Source organism: Solibacillus sp. FSL W7-1436 (genome assembly GCF_038007305.1).
Classification (GTDB): Bacteria; Bacillota; Bacilli; order Bacillales_A; family Planococcaceae; genus Solibacillus.
Window position 1 is genome coordinate 475,069 of the sequence record NZ_JBBOWV010000001.1, and the last position, 14,794, is coordinate 489,862.

At 39.9% G+C, this 14,794-nt stretch carries 12 protein-coding genes; 4 read left to right on the forward strand and 8 right to left on the reverse strand.

Going from position 1 to position 14,794, the window contains the following annotated elements; translation table 11 throughout:
* Position 1: 1 nt before the first annotated feature.
* Positions 2-1,066, reverse strand: coding sequence for an iron-siderophore ABC transporter substrate-binding protein (locus MKX73_RS02435; protein ID WP_340716131.1), 1,065 nt, complete (start codon positions 1,064-1,066; stop codon positions 2-4).
* A gap of 344 nt (positions 1,067-1,410) precedes the next feature.
* Between MKX73_RS02435 and MKX73_RS02440 the strand changes: the two genes are divergently transcribed.
* From MKX73_RS02440 to MKX73_RS02450, 3 genes are read left to right on the forward strand one after another with little or no spacing between them, the layout of a single operon-like run.
* Positions 1,411-1,794, forward strand: coding sequence for a MerR family transcriptional regulator (locus MKX73_RS02440; protein WP_340716132.1), 384 nt, complete (start codon positions 1,411-1,413; stop codon positions 1,792-1,794).
* Positions 1,791-3,305: a class I adenylate-forming enzyme family protein gene (locus tag MKX73_RS02445; RefSeq protein ID WP_340716133.1), complete on the forward strand. Its 1,515-nt coding sequence runs from the start codon at positions 1,791-1,793 to the stop codon at positions 3,303-3,305. The genes MKX73_RS02440 and MKX73_RS02445 overlap by 4 nt, the downstream gene beginning before the upstream one ends.
* Positions 3,286-4,938 (forward strand): acyl-CoA dehydrogenase family protein, encoded by a 1,653-nt coding sequence (locus MKX73_RS02450; protein ID WP_340716134.1) that lies wholly within the window; start codon positions 3,286-3,288, stop codon positions 4,936-4,938. Before MKX73_RS02445 ends, MKX73_RS02450 begins: the two co-directional genes overlap by 20 nt.
* Before the next feature lie 389 nt (positions 4,939-5,327).
* Here the strand turns inward: MKX73_RS02450 and MKX73_RS02455 are convergent, their stop codons facing one another.
* The 7 genes from MKX73_RS02455 to MKX73_RS02485 all read right to left on the reverse strand — a co-directional run bounded on the left by MKX73_RS02455 (position 5,328) and on the right by MKX73_RS02485 (position 12,374).
* Entirely contained in the window at positions 5,328-5,678 is a 351-nt protein-coding gene (locus tag MKX73_RS02455) for a hypothetical protein (RefSeq protein ID WP_340716135.1), read from the reverse strand.
* Between the two features lie 83 nt (positions 5,679-5,761).
* Positions 5,762-7,408 (reverse strand): M20/M25/M40 family metallo-hydrolase, encoded by a 1,647-nt coding sequence (locus tag MKX73_RS02460; protein WP_340716136.1) that lies wholly within the window; start codon positions 7,406-7,408, stop codon positions 5,762-5,764.
* Between the two features lie 433 nt (positions 7,409-7,841).
* Positions 7,842-9,008, reverse strand: coding sequence for a hypothetical protein (locus tag MKX73_RS02465; RefSeq protein WP_340716137.1), 1,167 nt, complete (start codon positions 9,006-9,008; stop codon positions 7,842-7,844).
* A gap of 14 nt (positions 9,009-9,022) precedes the next feature.
* On the reverse strand, positions 9,023-9,847 hold the full coding sequence (locus tag MKX73_RS02470; protein WP_340716138.1) for a hypothetical protein: 825 nt from the start codon (positions 9,845-9,847) through the stop codon (positions 9,023-9,025).
* Positions 9,844-10,533, reverse strand: a complete 690-nt coding sequence (locus MKX73_RS02475) for an ABC transporter ATP-binding protein (RefSeq protein WP_340716139.1) — start codon at positions 10,531-10,533, stop codon at positions 9,844-9,846. The genes MKX73_RS02470 and MKX73_RS02475 overlap by 4 nt, the downstream gene beginning before the upstream one ends.
* Complete coding sequence (locus MKX73_RS02480) at positions 10,526-10,903, reverse strand: GntR family transcriptional regulator (protein ID WP_340716140.1); 378 nt, start codon at positions 10,901-10,903, stop codon at positions 10,526-10,528. The genes MKX73_RS02475 and MKX73_RS02480 overlap by 8 nt, the downstream gene beginning before the upstream one ends.
* Positions 10,904-11,078: 175 nt before the next feature.
* Positions 11,079-12,374, reverse strand: a complete 1,296-nt coding sequence (locus MKX73_RS02485; RefSeq protein WP_340716141.1) for a transglutaminase domain-containing protein — start codon at positions 12,372-12,374, stop codon at positions 11,079-11,081.
* Positions 12,375-12,602: 228 nt separating this feature from the next.
* On the opposite strand from MKX73_RS02485, the gene MKX73_RS02490 reads away from it, so the two are divergent.
* A complete protein-coding gene (locus MKX73_RS02490) occupies positions 12,603-14,687 on the forward strand; it encodes a DUF2339 domain-containing protein (protein ID WP_340716142.1) in 2,085 nt (694 codons plus the stop codon).
* Positions 14,688-14,794: the final 107 nt, after the last annotated feature.

Sequence of the window (14,794 nt, forward strand, 5' to 3'; positions counted from 1 at the left end):
ATTATTTTATCTTTTTCGCAACTTCCGAAATTAAAGTTACATACTCGTCGATTGTATATTGAATTGACAGCGGGTTCGGATTTCCTGCAGCAGCAAGTGGTGTGTTGTCAGGAATGATTAAAACCGTGCCATTTTTGATTGCAGGTACTTTACCTAAAATCGGATCTGCCTGAAGTGCTGCTAATGTGTTGTCATCACCATATGCAATCAGAATATCAGCATCGTTTAAAGCATCTGCATTTTCTGCACTTAATTCGATGTAGAAGCTGCTTTCATCCTGAACTTGCGCTTTAATGCTTTCCGGATATTCCATACCTAGCTCTTCCAGTAATTCACCGCGCGGATCAGCTGGTGTATAAATATAGAACTTTGATAAATCTGTCGCGTTAAACATACCGAACGCTGCTTTTTTACCTTTGATTTCAGGAAATTCATTTGCTTTATCTTGAATTAATTTTTCTGTATCAGCGATTAATTGTTGACCTTCTTCTTCCATACCCATACCTTTTGCGTTGTATAGGATTTGGTCACGCCATGTAATAACCCACGGAGTTTCCGGATATGCAACAACCGGTGCAATCTCGCTTAACGTATCATACTCTTCTTGAGTAAGCCCTGAATATGCCGCTAAAATCACATCCGGATTTGAATCTGAAACTGCTTCAAAATCTATGCCATCTGTATCTTGGTAGATGTTCGGATTTTCCTCACCAAGCTCTTTTAATTTTTCTGCTGTCCATGGAAGCATACCGCTTTCATCCTGTACACCGTAGTTTGCTGCCGAGAACCCTACCGGTACAACACCTAAAGCAAGTGCTACATCATGGTTTGCCCATGAAACTGTTGCTACACGCTCCGGTTTTTCTTCAATTACTGTTTCACCTAATGCATGTTTGATTACGATTGGATATTGCGTTGCCGAATCTTCTGAATTTGAAGAACCTGTTGTTTCATTTGATTTATTCACTTCTGTACTTGTTTCTTTATCCGAGCAACCCGCAACAACCAGTAAACCAATCGCTACGAAAAGTATTGTCATTAAAGAATAGAACTTTTTCGTTTTCATTTGAATAGCGCCCCTTGGAATTTATTGATAACAATTATCATTATCGCTTCCTAAATAATAAATCTAAATGATAATGATTGTCAATGAGATTATCGCTTAATTCGTATTATTTATTTATATAATTAGAAATTTATAAGAATTCAAGCAAAAAAGCGGCTTCTCCATTGAGAAACTCGCTGTCTTTAATATGCTTTATACTTATTTTCCACTCGCCGGACTAAATACCCGCCCTTTACTTCCCCCTTATTTCTGCCTTCAATAAATATTTTTCTGTTTTATACTTTATTTCTCTTTAAATTGACGTTAACGTAAATGGTATAATTTTTCCAATGGGGGTGTCTTATGTGAAATCCATTAAAACGATCGCTAAAGAATATGCACTCACACCGAGAACACTGCGCTACTATGAAGAGCTCGGAATATTGAAACCGACACGACCTCATCATGGAATGCGCCATTATTCCAAACGGGAGGAGGCAAAGATCAAGCTAATTATCCGAGGAAAAAAGTATGGCTTTTCTATGGAAGAAATTAAGGAAATGATTTTGCTTTTTGACCTTGATCGTACAGGTATTAAACAGCTGGAGCGGACAATCGAATACGGTCAGCAAAAAATAAAGGAAATTGACCAAAAGATTGAAGAGTTGTATGAAATCCGTCAAGAAATCGAAAAGACGGAAGCTATTTTTCAGGAAAAACTAATTCTATTATTGGAGGACCAATCATGAATATTTCTAATCTGTTAGCTCGTCATGCAAGAAAGTATCCGAATCAAACTGCTGTCATTAGTCTCGGCCAGGAAACGACGTATCAACAGTTGGATGACCAAGTTAATAAAATCGCCGGTTCATTGCGTGCAAGCGGAATCGTAAAAGGCGATAAAGTCGGGATTTTCATGCCAAATGTGCAAGAGTTCGTCGCGCTTTACTTTGCCATTCAGCGTATGGGGGCTGTCGTTGTACCGATCAATGCCAAGTTTGTCACACGCGAAATTGAGTATGTGCTCAATCATAGTGACGCGAAGGCGATCTTTGTCCATGAGCTGATTTTCGAACAGGCCGCTACGATTATGTTCAATGGTCTAAAAGTAAAAACAGGTCCTGCTGTCCATGACTGGCAAAGCTTCGATCAATTCCAGGCAGCTGGCCAAAATGAGGTCGTTTGCTGTGATCTAGTGGAGGATGATGATTCAACATTACTTTATACATCCGGCACAACCGGCAATCCAAAAGGCGTTTTACTGACAAACCGCAATGTCCTCGCAGTATCCCATATGATTGCCATTGAAATGGAAGTAAAACCCGAAAGCCGGATGCTCATCATGATGCCGCTAACTCATTCTGCTCCATTGAATTTGTTTTTGGTCACGGTCATTTTAGTCGGGGCAACAGCTGTGCTCACACCGACATTTACGCCTGACTTGTTAATAGATACGGTAGAAAAATACAAAACGACGCACTTCTTCGGGGCACCTGTTGCCTACCTTCTAACTGCCGGCTCACCTCGTATCGCAAGTGCGGACCTGTCGTCAATGAAGTGGTGGGTGTACGGAGGCGCACCGCTTTCCGAAAAAGAAGTCGTATATATTCAGCAGCAGTTTAATACGGACAACTTAGTATGTGTGTACGGTTTAACGGAAGCCGGTCCGAGCGGGTCGATATTACATGCTGCGGATCACCCTCACAAGGCAGGAAGCATCGGTAAGCGAGCACCGTTTGGAACAGAGCTGCGTGTGATTAATGCATTAAATGAAGATGTGGCACCTGGTGAAATTGGCGAAATCATTTTATATGGTGAAGGCAATATGAAAGAATACTATAAAAATCCGGAAGAAACGAAAAACATTTTCGTTGACGGCTGGGTGCGTTCGGGCGATTTAGCCCGCATCGATGAGGAAGGTTATATTTACATCGTCGACCGTAAAAAAGATGTAATTATTTCAGGCGGCGTCAATATTTACCCGAAAGAAATAGAGGATCAGCTGCTGCTGCATGACGCTATTTTTGAAGTAGCGGTGTTCGGTGTACCGCATCCTGAATGGGGCGAAACTGTAAAAGCGGTTTACTGTGCAAAAGTCCCTGTTTCCGAGCAGGAAATCCGCGAGCACTTGGAAGGGAAACTTGCCGCATTTAAAATCCCGAAAATCTTTGAACAAGCGGAAGCACTTCCGCGCAATGCTTCCGGGAAAATATTAAAACAGCAGCTAAGAGGTGAAGCAAATGCAAGTATTAGCCAATAAACGTGAAAAGAGCCAGAATTTTTATGAATCCGATCAAACATTGCATCAGCTACTACAGCAAAAACTTTCTCCGTCTTTTTATAATTATGCGGATGAACGGCTGACGGCATTCGGTGCGCTTTGTGCCGGACCGATCGATGCCCGTGCCAAAGTGACGGACCGGGAAGGCGAACCACGATTACGCCGCTATAATGCATACGGCGATGAAGTAAGCGAAGTCATTGTGAACGAAGGCTATAAACAAACGGTTGCCGAAACTTATGCAACAGGGATTGTCGGCTATATCCATAAAGACATTCCCGAATTAGGCCATAAAGGCAATTATGTATACAGCTTTGCGCAAGGCTATTTGCTATCACAAACCGAACCAGGTTTTTACTGTCCTGTCACATTGACGATGGCGACAGCGTATTTATTCGAGCACTATGCATCCGAAGAGCTGAAGCAGAAGTTTATGCCGCATATTTGTGCAACAGGCGAAACGGAATTATTTGAAGGGGCTACGTTTTTAACGGAGCGCCAAGGTGGATCAGATGTTGGTGCGAATGTCGTGGAGGCACGCCTTGAACAAGGTGAATGGCGTTTATACGGTGAAAAGTACTTTGCATCGAATGCCGGGATGTGCGGAGTTGCGATGGTGCTTGCCCGTCAGACAACCAATTCCAAAGAAGGTTCACGCGGCTTAACATTGTTTGCTGTCCCATGGCGTGACGACGATGGTGAGCTTAATCACATTACGATCCGCCGATTGAAAGATAAGCTTGGCGTAAAGGCGGTCCCGTCAGGAGAAGTCGAGTTTAACGGTGCAAAAGCATATGTTGTCGGGGATCCTTCCAAAGGCATCTATTATATGCTCGAGGCACTCAACCTGTCCCGGATCTGTAATGCCGCAGCATCGGTCGGCATTATGAAACGTGCGCTGGATGAAGCGGTTCATTATACAAACGGGCGTATCGCCTTTGGACAAACAGTTGCCGAGTTTCCGATGGTGAAGCATACGTTAGGCGCATTGCACGCGAAATGGCATGCTTCACTTGTCGCGTTGTTCGATTTAGTGTCGCGCTATGATGAAGTTGTAAGCGGGAATGCTTCAGAAGAAGAACAGCAGATTGTCCGCCTGTTAATTGCGTTAGTGAAAAAGGAAACAGCAGAATGGGCGATCGAGTTTACGCATGAAGCGATTGAACTTCATGGCGGCAATGGCTATATCGAGGATTTCGTACTCCCTCGCCTGCTTCGCGATGCCCAAGTATTAACCGTTTGGGAAGGAACAGCGAACATTTTGGCACATGAGCTTATTCGCCTCGTACAAAAGAATGCGCATATTACGCTGCTGAATGAATTGCAGCAGACGAACCATCCTTATTTGCAGCAGCTGGCCTCTGTCGTGGAGCAGCGCTTTGCAGTATTTGTCACACTGGATCCGGCAATGCAAACAGTGGAGGCGAAACCGCTCATGCAGGAGCTTGCTCGTCTATACGAAGCAGTTGTTGCGGTGAAGCATGGTGAAACGGCCGGTGAACGCGAGCAGCTGCTGGCGGAAATTTATATCGAGGAACAGTTCGGCCAGAAGTCCTTTGGTGAAGTGCCATTAGCGGTGAAAGGGTTCGATGTGCTGAATAGCGGTTATTGATTGTTTAAGTGGAGCGCCCGGGTTGGTTACCGGGCGTTTTTTTGGTGGGGGTGCTGGGGTGCACTATGATCCAGCGGGCATTGGTCGGATTCTCTAATATATCCGCAGAAGTTCTAATATAAATTTATTTGTTCTAATATATTGCCGATCTTCTAATATAAGTGCGGTTTGTTCTAATAAGTGTCCCGGATGTTCAAATAAAGTATGTATTTCTTCTAATATCCAGCCCCGTTCTTCTAATATCACTTGAATTTCTTCTAATAAACCACTCTATTGTTCTAATAAAATCCACACACGCTTTTTCTCACCCGGAATATAGGATCCGCCATAACAAAATAACGGATGCAGACGATTCTAAAACCGTTCACACCCGTTACATTTTTTTAAGCTTACTTCACTTCTTCAATTGCTTCCATTAAAGCCGGGAATAATTTTGCATCATCCGCATCTTCATCTGTTACTTCATTTAAAATCTCAAAATCATCTGCGTCAATGACAAACAGGCTCATGCCGTCTTTTAAAAATTCATCGGCTTCTACTTCGCCTTCGTAATATTGATACGTTGCTACAACGATGTTTGAACCTTCTTCTTCATCAAAGAAGAAATAAAGCTTTTCCGTGTTGCCGTATACTTCTTCCAACACCTCTTCCAGCTGCTCCGTACCTTTACTCCATTTCACTTCATTATTTACTGTCGCTGCCACGAGCGATTCTAATAGTTCGTCTACTGTATTTGTCATCATAATCCTCCAACTCCGCTCTATTTCGCGGTTAGTATTCCCACTGTATCATAAATTTAACGATAAACCTTAAAGGCAGATTATTAATTGCTCACTATTTGTTCATTCACCTCATAATGCGCAGCGAATAATTTTTCAATCGTCAATTGCAGTAGATCCACCAATGTTCCAAATGCAAAATCCGCGTCAAGCCGCTCTGTCCATTTATGCGGGTCTCTTCCAACCGGACCGATGTTCAGCACCGGTACAGTCAGCTCTTTCATATCCCCGATCGGCAGCGAGTAGCCTTTATCCCAAACCGGCATATTGTTTATTAGCGACTCAATCGAACTGTTTTCATAGTTCAACCCTACATAGCTTAAATCCGATATTCCGGCAAAGTAGTTTTGAATGGTAAACTCCATATTAAATGTTTCATGCATATATTGTTTCAACTCGTTTACAAGATTACTGATGAGTCCATTTTTCCCTGAACTGATTGCAGGATAAAATGGCGGCGCAAAGAAAATGACAATCATCGGTGCCAGTTCATTACATAACGCAGCTAGTTGATCAACGAGGTCAATCGTTCGTTCCCGGTCGTCTTTTTCGCTGTCATAATTGGACAATAGTTTTTCAACCCGCTCTTCCCCGTATTTCTCCAGCGCATATTCGTAAATTTCTTCGTACGTCATGACCTTCACTTTCAATTGCTGCGGTGTAAATTCCGTATGCTGTGAATACTTCGTAGCTTTGTTCATATAGGACTGTTCGATTTCATTTGCCGCTTTGATCGCTTTTTGCTGGAGCAATGAAACAACGTCTGTCATGCTTCTTTCAAATAACAATAAATTAAATAGTGTCACAGCCCGATGTGAAATTTGTGTGGAATACTCCGTTTTCAAGTCGCGATAAATTAAATTCGTTGGTGGCGGCGTCATTTCTTCGCCCACTTTTTCACAAAAATCCGTATTTAATTCCATTTCAGCTGTCAGCACCGACGCCATATAATTTGCATTCAGTCCTCCGAACGGTTCCCCGACATGGGTTTCCTTCCCGTAGCATAAAAAGCCCGGCAATGCTTTTCCGATAGATCCGGTATAGAAGTAATTATTTTTATCGCCAGGAAAATTACTGAACATCGGCTCTGAATTTAATATTGTTGTATATTCAAGATTATGCTCTTCCGAAAGTTGCACAAGTTTTGGAACCGCTGCCCGCATTCCTTCAGAGTTTACTTCTTCATCCGGTACAGTCAATAAAAGAATGTTGCCGTCATACTCTCCGAATGTCGCTTGTTCAACTATAGACATATGCAAGGCAAGCCCGCACTTCATATCCATTGTTCCTCTGCCGAATAGCCAGTTTCCGCTTTCCATATCACCCCGCACTGCTTCAGGCAAATCGTCTTTTATCGAGTAAAATTGTTCCGTTAGCTTCTCAGGATCAAAAGCAAACTGTTTCCATTTTCCGTAGTCCTGCACATCCACTACATCAAAGTGACTAATTAATACGACTGTTTTTTTAGTATTTGGAGATTTTTTGACCAATGCGCTAATAAAACTGCGCCCATCACTCAAATATGTTCGATTTAAATGGCCAGGGTTTTCTTTGAAATACGCCAGCTCCGACAGTTTATTCACTACAATATCAGGAAAATCCTTTTCTGCCTGTGAACCTGAAACACTTTTTACTTGTACAAGTTCACATAATAATTGCCTTAACTGCTCTTTGCTCTTCCATTTAAACACAACATACCCTCTCCTTTGTCTCGTTCTAGCTGTCTCTCTATGTCGCCTATTTTCCTCAGTGTAAATAAATGTGAATATTCAGTCAATCATTTGTTTAAGACTATACTATTGAGAGTTGAAATTGGTGTTGGGTGTAAAGAAAAAGTTGAAGTTTGGCTTAAGCATTAAATACTCTCGGTAAACGAACATACCTCTATGAAGATAAAAAATCCCGCTAACATAAAAGATAGCGGGATTTGTTACGTACATCTAAGCTTATTTCTTTTCTTTACCCATTGAATGGAATAATTGAATTGAAGATAATACATTAATTTATAACGGTTTGTCGGAATATCTTAAAAATTTCCCGCACATGCCTCGATTAAGCGTCTTTCTATTATATACTCCAAAAATCTGTTGGTAGCCAAATTCATTGAGTTTTAAGTCTTTTCAATTACTTTTCTGATTCATATACATCAGTTATGTGAATATAATATTTTTGTTTCATATTATTATTGATAAGTTTTCCTTCATATAATAATGTACCTTGTTCAATATCAAAAATCTTGAGTACATAATCGTTATTCACTTCTGTCATGACGTAAAATTTTCCGTTTAGTGAAGTCGTGCTGTTAAATTCAGGGATTAATATCTTTCCAGGATACGGTTCAGTAATCGGTTCAAGCCATCTCTGCTGTCCGATATTATATCTGTAAATGACTATTTCCTCTTTTGTTGAATAGGCGATAACTAAATAATTATCATCCACTTCAATACTTTGCAGGTTCTGATCTAAACCTTCCGGTAACTGAATATCTGTTATTTCATTCGTTTCCGTATTTAATGCGCTGAACTGACGTGAAGTAACATCTTGTTCAGGACTTTTCAAATCAACAGAACTTATAGAATAGACATGGTATTTTTCATGACCTAAATTTGAATAAGAATTGTGGGAATCAATACTTCTTCTTGTCGTTTCGTCCATTGTTGCTTCTTCAAGTAAAGTTTCACTCAGCAGCTGCTGTTTTTTCAAATCAATAATTACATGATACATTTTTTCGCTTCCGTCATTATCAACTTGTTTTACAATAAGTTTAAGCTCATTATTCACAACTGTAATATCACTGTAAAAAACCCAGTTATATCTATTATCCAGCTGTGACTTGATGGAAAATGACGTTTTCTCATCTTTTACTTTATCCAGTACATCAACTTCATAACTGTATGTGTCCCCTGCTTTTACTTTCCAGCCTTCCTCAGGTTCCTTCATATAAATAAGCTTCGTATCGTCCTCAAAATAGTTATTGGCAATTAATGCTTTACCTCGCATGAAGTTTTTATGCTCATCTATAAGTTTTTGAAACATCAAAGGAATTTCCCGGTTATGGACAGATTCGATTAACGAGGATTCATCTTTACTAATAAGAAGTGAATTGTAGACCATGCCATATTGAAGGCTTGTTTTGAACATCAATGAATCTATATATTTATCATCGCCTGAAATTTTTTCGAATGTAAAATCATACTCTTTACCTTTTGCGTTCGCTACTTGTATATAGTGCACAGTAAACGTTACAACGATTATTCCGGCAATTAAAAAAAGTTGCCAATATTTTTTCATGTCATTCCCCTCCTCTACACATTAATCTTTCGTTTTAATAAATAATCTGCTAAATAAATCGCAAGTGCAGTCGTTAAAATACTGAATCCTGTAACGATTAAATAAATCTCATTCGTATAAAAATAATTGGTAATTATTTGAATGATCACTGGAATCATTACAATGACTACTGAAATCACACAATAGATGAATGCCAGGAAAATCCCTTTAATATGATAGCTGCGTTCAAATAAAATAGAGGTGAAAATTACTGCAACAGCTGTAACGCCAATTACATAATAGAAAACAAACAATAAAGGTGATTGCGGATACAATAAATCCAGTACTTCAGTAGAATAAATATAAATTATACTTTCATCCATCCATAATTGGTCAGGTACTATTCGTTGAGTAATTTGATTCACAACTTCCAGTAAGATGATTTGCATTGCTGTTAAACCGAAAATAAAAAGCAATATTGTTGTCAATTTGGCGAAATACACATTTCTGCGTGCTGTAGGCAGCATGAGCAAACGATAAATAACCGATGACTTCCCTAACCAGTCACGATACCAAATAAAAAACACATAAATCATAAGTAAAGCTGCTGCAAATATAACGGATAGAAAGAAGTATTCCGAAAATAAAAAGTTCTGCAGTGAATACGCACCATAGGTTTGTATATAGTTGCTTACTGTCATTTGGTCACGCACCATCGTTGTTTCCGCATTGCTTACATAAAGCGAAGAGGTGACAATGGCCCCGGTAATTTGGGTTGCTATTACCGCAATGATTAAAGTTAGAAAAAGTTTGCTGAATCGTTTCACTTCAAAATTGACGAGCTTTATATAGTGATTCATCCGACATACACCTCCCGCATTACATCTACTACGGATTTGCCTTCTGTTTCCCGCATCTCTTCTACATTCATTTCTCTTAATACACGGCCGTCCCCAATGAGCACTGCCTTATCGATTAAATGTTCAATATCATTAATTTCATGTGTTGTAATAATGACGCCGCGATTTTCAATTAAATGACTTGTAAAGACATTGGCAATCTGTTCTCTTGAAAAGATGTCGATTCCTGAAAACGGCTCATCCATCAATATATAGTCCACATCCAGTGCCAAGCCAAGCAGCAAATTGACTTTTGCCGTGTTTCCTTTTGACAGGCTTGAAATTTTATCGCTCGGATCCAGTTGAAAAAAGGCAAGGAGTTCTGTTGCCCGCTGTTCATTCCACACTTTATAAAAATCGGCCATAAAATCGAAGCTTTGCGCAATTGTATAGTTTGGTGACATTGTCAGACGGTCCGGAATATACGTAATTCTTTCAAAAGCATCTTTGCTTATTTTTTTGCCGTCGATTAGTATTTCGCCACGGTCAATCGGAGTGAGCGCCATGATTGATTTCATAATGGTCGTTTTTCCTGCACCGTTAATTCCGATCAGGCATGTTATTTGCCCTTTTTCTGCAGTAAAGCTCATATCTTTCAGGACTTGCTTTCTTTTGAACTTTTTAGAGACATTTTTAACTTCAATCACGCTGCTCCGCCTCCTCATACTGTTTCTGTACGAGCTCCATTATTTCGGGAAGTGGCGCATTGATTGATTTTATGGAACTGATAAATACTTGCACCGCTTCACTGATTAATTCTTCACGTACACTTTTTAGTACAGCTTCATCTTTCGTAATGCAACTTGGCATATTTCCTTCTGTATAAATCAATTTCTGCTCCTCCATTTCCTTATAGGCACGCTGCACTGTATTCGGGTTGATTTTGAGCTGATTGGCCAACTCCCGTCTAGATGGGATAACATGCCCTGGCGCAAACGAACCTTTTGCAATTTGTTCCTTAAAATGACGGATAACCTGCACGTATACAGGATCCCGGTTATTGAATTTCACATCCACCTTATTCAGCTCCTTTCGTGTATTACCCACTTAGTACACTATCCGCAAAAAAATACGACGAATGGTAATCTGTACTAACCACTTAATACAGTATGTATAAAAAAATGTATTAAGCACTTCATACACCTAATAAGTGTATTATGTGGTTAATACATTCCTTTGTCAATATTATTTTTTAAAGGTAATCATTTACAGATGTTTTCGGATAATCCGATTTAGTCCATTCATGGTCATTTGACAGTTTTTCATCGCTTATGAGGAAATATTGATAATGGACTCGGTCTCCCTGATCCGGAACCGGGTCATTCCATGTAATATCGAGGTGATACCACTGTCCATCCACTTTCACCAAATTCCAGGCATGTGGTCCGCCGGCATTACCGACAACATATTTCGCCTCGATGCCGAGCGCTTCAAACATTAATAAGGCGGCCAATGCATATCCTTCACAGACGCCTTCCCCATTCATTAAAACAGAATAAGGTGTATGCGGATTCGCTTTACTGTTCACATTGTATGCTGTGTGCACGACTAAATAATCATTCACAAATTTCACTTTCTCCGATTCCGTTGCGTCCTGCGGAATTGTACTTATAATCTGATCGATTTTCCCTAGCACAACGGCATTTTCTTCTGCTGTTAAATCATAGTTTACCGTTGCATGCCATTCGACTTTATTGCCATAGTATTTGGCACGTGTTGAAAACTCGCCCATGACCGCCCATAAATACGGTTCATTTACCTCAAGCCATGCAAATACTTCATCTATAGTCGTTTCAAAATCGGAAACGTCCCCTTCATAGTACACCGTAAACTGATGTTCAAACTGCGACATATGGTGGGCGATTGCCTGCCCTAACTGTTCTACATTTGTCACTGCCTGCGGTAAATCTTTTACATCATAAACGGGAACAACCTTCTTATTCGCCAAATCCTGAAATTTAAAGCTTTGCAGTTTATTTTCACCTTGCATAAAGCTGGTCACGATCTGATCGATTTTATCTTCCAGGTTAACATTCAGTTTCAGTTGAATGTTTTCGTCCACTGTGGGTAAAGTCAATGAAGAGGCTTTTACTTCCTCTTTCAAAATTCCGCCCGAAAGAATTGTCGCCACGAGAAAAAGGCATGTAAACAATCCTTTTGAATACGTTAATGCGCTTGCATACAGTTTTGTAAAAGGATTTCTCGTCATACGATTCAATTCCGTATTTGCTTTCAGTTCAAATTTATCCCGGTCTCTGGAGGCAAATATTCGGTTTGGTTTTGTTGTGGCGCTTTTATAAACACTTTTATATACGTCAAAAAGCTGTTGCTTATTGCCTTTTGCCAATTTAATCTGTTTAAAATGCTGCCTGATTCCTTTTCGTATACGGTTCCGAATATATAATTGTGCGGTAAAGGAACAAAACAGTTTTATGAAAATTACTAGGACGATTAGAAAAATGATTGAAAAAATAATTAAATTGCCCATATTACCCCCTACTAACCATACTTATTTCTATATTACTTAATTATAGTTTCAAATGATAAATAATATGCATGACATTCTCATAAATAATCCCTGTACTATTTTTCCCGCTCCTCATTGATAGAATCGTTTTATAGTAAATGAATTTTCCAAAAACATTTACTTCCACAATACAAAAGTGTAAAATTACACTAATAGAGTATCATTACTTTTATTGAAAGAGGTGATTGTGTGGAAAGAGATCCAGAAATGCTGGAACGGATTGCGGCTTTGGAACAGGAAGTACGCTCATTAAAAACAGAAGTACAGCATTTAAAACAGCATGTGAAAATAGAGCAAGCTGTACCCCTTCAAAAAGAACCGGTAAAACCATTTGTACGCAAAAAACTACCTGTACCAAGCAGTACGGTCGCTGCCCCTAAAGAAGACCCGATTCCCAAAAAGGAAAAGCGGTCACTGGAAGAATTGTTTACTCGTGCATTGCCGCGAATCTTTACGGTCATTTTAGTGCTCGGTGTTCTTTGGGGCTTGAAACTCGTTAGTGATTACGGCTTTTTATCTGATAGCATCAAAATTATTGCCGGCTTTGTATTATCGATTGGTCTTGGCGCATGTGCCTATTATATGGAGAAAAGGAAAAAAGGGTCGCGGGTTGTCGCGTTATCCCTATACGGCGGTGCCTTCATCGTCGGGATATTGACAACTGCCGCGGGGGCCATTTTATATGATGTCCTCAGTTTGTACGTAGCACTGATTTTTGCACTAATCTACATTGTTTACGGAGTTTTCATCAGCTATGTTAAAGGAAATGAAGCATTGACGGCACTCGTTGTCTTTACGTCATTATTACTGCCGTATTTACTGGAATACATGCAGTTTAGCGGTGTGATTATCGGTATTTTCGTCGTGCTGCTGTTCGCTGTCGTGCAAGTCGTTATTTTAAAGCATACACAGCGTAGAGCACTTTTTATCGGAACTGCTTTTTCAGTTTTAGCACTTTCGGTTGTTTCGATATTCCATGATGAACGCCTCGTCTTTTTTGCATTTGCGATCATTGCTGTATACAGTCTGTTTCTTGTAAGCTTCTTACGGTTATATTCTAGCAATACTAAATTGCATGCCAGTTTACTATTCACCTATACTGTCATCGTCTTGTCCGTAATAAACGGAATTCTATCTCCTGAAGAGACTCCGTTACTCATCGCTCTTGTTTTGTTCTTTGCGATTGTAGCAGGTGCTTTATATATCGTATTTAAACGTGCAGAACGGCTGCTGATCGATATGTTCGGTACATTATCGGCTATTGTACTGCTGAATATTATTACACAGCTCAATATTTCAAGCGAATTGTCACTCCTTCTGATGATTGTCGTCACATTTGGCGGACTGGTCATTGCGGTGAAGCATGCGATTTTATTCATGAAATGGGTTAAGGGCATTACGTTTTCAGTACTCGCCTTTTTCGTCTTAATGTTTTATGGAGTAGAGCCATTCTTCTCATTGAGGCATTTGAACATCGTTCTTGTCATTGCAATGCTTGTCTTACTTTATAAAGTGCTGCTTCAGTATAAAGCTGCACCGGTTGAAGGGAAAAAGAAACTTTTCAAATTGGAAGATATTTATCCGTGCCTATTATATTTAGTTGCCCTGCTTTATGTTTGGAAACTGGACTGGGCGTATATGCCGCAGCATTATACAACGTTTTTAGCATTTAGTGTAATCGCGTTTGCCTTTGCAGCTGTTTTAGTCGTCAAACGCGAGATCGTCGGCCAATTTCTACCTTGGCTTGCTACTGGCGTTTACATGTTTGCGGGACTTGTTTTACTTTCCACTGTATGGGTTGACGACCAGGCAGTGATTGTCGCCCTTATCGTCCGCATTTTATACTTTGCCATTCTGTGGGCAATAGTTGCAGATGCTTGGGAACAAGGGTGGATTTATAAAAACTACACAGCATTTTTCAGCCAAAATACTGAGAAACTGACGATCGCCAGTATGGTAATTTCGATTATATGGGTTTTCAGTATTACGAATTTCATGAATTTCCATGATCTTATCAATTGGAACTTCGCGGTTATTCTAAATACGGTGTTCATTTTCATCATCGCCTGCTTCTCGCTGTTCCTTGCAGCAAAACGAAGCTACTCTAATCTGAAGATGGTCGGTATTGGCTTATTGTTCTTCGGGATTATTAAGATGATTTTCTTTGATTTATCAGAGCTCGACATTCTGATTCGTTCGATTTCGTTCATTATTATCGGTGCAATCGGACTTGTCATTTCAAACAAGCTGCTCGGAAAAGGAAAAGACGAATAGTTGCTGATATGAAAATAGTCTGGGCGATTTTGCTCAGGCTATTTTTTATTTCAATTCGTCGAAATTAAAATGGTATTATGTTATATTTAGTGTATTATTACACGAGG